Below are 2,159 nucleotides of genomic sequence, written 5' to 3' on the forward strand. Positions count from 1 at the left end.
ACTCGAACATCACGGCATGGATCCTCGGGTCTGCGCTGCGTCGCTACGCTCCTTGCTCCGCCCGTGGATGACGAAGCTACGGGTGCGATGCCCAATCTCCGCCGTGCTCAGTTATCCACCCGGCCGAAAGCCGGCACATTGCCGATGACAGTGCGCCTGTCCTTGCCGCAGGCGAAGGTGCGTGCCTTGTCGTCGGCAAGCTTGCGCGCCTGATCGTTGGCGGTGGGATTGCCGGTGGCCAGCACCAGGCCGACGGTGCAGCCGTCGCGGGCGTCCATCTGGCCGACCTTGGCGACGAGCAGCACCTCGGTCGGCTTTTTCTCGTCCTCGGGATTGCTGATCGAGCGGCGATGGATGGCTGCATACGGCACAGCCTTGTCGCCGGTGGTTTCGATGCGCCATTCGATCTTGGCTCCGGACGAATTGAAACCCGAAAAGCTCTCCCAGACCGTTGTCATGTCGCCGCCGGGGGGAAAGCCGTAGAACAGCGATTCACGGGCATCGTCATAGGCTATCAGTACGGGATAGCCGCGATAGCCCGAACAGGCGAGTTCGGCCCAGTCGCCGTCGCCTTCCTCGGCCTGCGCGTAGGTCACGCAATCCTTTTTCGAATCCAGATCGGTGTAGGCGCTGGAAATGCCGTCGGCTTGCGCAGCCTGACCCAGACCGACCAGAACAAGCGGGATCAGAATGGCACGCATGGCGGTCAATCTCCGTTGCAAGCTGCCGCAGCGTAGCGCCAAACGTTATTTCTTCAAGCTCGCTTCAATCAGCAGGTCCGCGTTGCGGGCGACCGCTTGCGCCGGGCCGCCGAGCCCGAACAGCTGGCCACTGATATAGGCGCCTTCGATCAGCAGCAGCAGGCCGTCGCCGAGCGTGTCAGGGTCTTGCGCGCCCATCGCAACCGCCATGGCGCGCAGGCGGCGGCGCAATTCCTGCTTGTTGGCCTCGCTGACCACACGGGCCGGATGGCTGTGGTCGGGATATTCGACCGCCGCGTTGGTCATGCCGCAGCCGCGATAGTCCGCCACTTGCGTGCGCTTGCCGATGCGGGTCAGGAAAGCCTTGATCTGTGCGCGCGGGTCGCCGGGATGAGCCGCAACCGCCTCGTCGAAACGCTCCCAATATTCAAGATCGTACTGCCTGAGATAGGAGGCGGCCAGTTCATCCTTGGACGGAAAGCTGCGATAGAGGCTGGGCTTGGTGACGCCGGCACGTTTGACGATCTCGTCGACGCCGATCGCCCTGATACCGCGCCGGTAGAACAGGTCATACGCCACATCGAGTATCTTCTTGGCTGCTTTCGGCGGCGCCGACGCATGATCGTCGCTGATGGTCAGATCAATATTTTTGTCGGTTGGCATCGTGTGACTCGATTGACAATGTTACCGATCGGTACGTATACATGCTCCCAACCTGCAACGTACCGGTCAGTAACATGATAGCTCAATCCCGCCCATTTGGCCAGCGCTACGCTTTCGTCGTGGTTGGCGTCATCTTCCTTAGCCTGCTGGTCGCGGCCGGCCTGCGGTCCGCGCCCGCCGTCATGATGTTGCCGCTTGAGAACAGTTTTGGCTGGCGGCGCGACATCATCTCGCTGGCGGCCGGCGTCGGCATCCTGCTTTATGGCCTCACGGGGCCATTTGCCGCAGCGCTGATGGAACGGATCGGACTGCGCCGCACGCTGCTGGCCTCGCTGGTGGTGATGTCGGGCTCGACCGCGCTCAGCCTGCTGATGACCAAGCCGTGGCATCTGTTCATCACCTGGGGCGTGTTCTCGGGCATTGGTTCCGGTGCTGTCGCCAGCGTGCTCGGCGCGACCATCGTCAACCGGTGGTTCAAGACCAATCGCGGGCTTGTCATGGGATTGATGTCGGCCTCCAGCGCCTCGGGCATGCTGGTGTTCCTGCCGCTGATCGCCGCGCTGGCGCAGTCGGGCGGCTGGCAGCCGGTTGTCATTGCGGTCGCGATCGCGACCGCTGCCCTGATACCGCTGGTCTGGCTGCTGGTGCCGGAGCGGCCGGCATCGATCGGCATGGTGCGCTACGGCGCCGAGGCTGACGACGTGCCGCCCACTCCGCCTGCGTCACAGGGCAATTTTCTTGCGCATACGTTCTCGACGCTGCGCCGTGCCGCCGGCACGCGGGTGTTCTGGTATC

At 63.5% G+C, this 2,159-nt stretch carries 2 protein-coding genes and 1 pseudogene (1 of these 3 running past the window's edge); 1 reads left to right on the forward strand and 2 read right to left on the reverse strand.

Annotation, left to right across the window (positions count from 1 at the left end):
* Positions 1 to 107 precede the first annotated feature (107 nt).
* Both EOC06_RS14480 and EOC06_RS14485 read right to left on the reverse strand, forming a co-directional pair.
* On the reverse strand, positions 108 to 701 hold the full coding sequence (locus EOC06_RS14480) for a hypothetical protein (RefSeq protein WP_127382013.1): 594 nt from the start codon (positions 699 to 701) through the stop codon (positions 108 to 110).
* A gap of 45 nt (positions 702 to 746) precedes the next feature.
* Positions 747 to 1,364, reverse strand: coding sequence for a TetR/AcrR family transcriptional regulator (locus EOC06_RS14485; RefSeq protein WP_127267937.1), 618 nt, complete (start codon positions 1,362 to 1,364; stop codon positions 747 to 749).
* A gap of 74 nt (positions 1,365 to 1,438) precedes the next feature.
* Between EOC06_RS14485 and EOC06_RS14490 the strand changes: the two are divergent.
* Positions 1,439 to 2,159: pseudogene (locus EOC06_RS14490) on the forward strand (MFS transporter); it runs 577 nt beyond the window's last position.

The organism is Mesorhizobium sp. M7A.F.Ca.MR.362.00.0.0, from assembly GCF_004023175.1.
GTDB lineage: Bacteria > Pseudomonadota > Alphaproteobacteria > Rhizobiales > Rhizobiaceae > Mesorhizobium.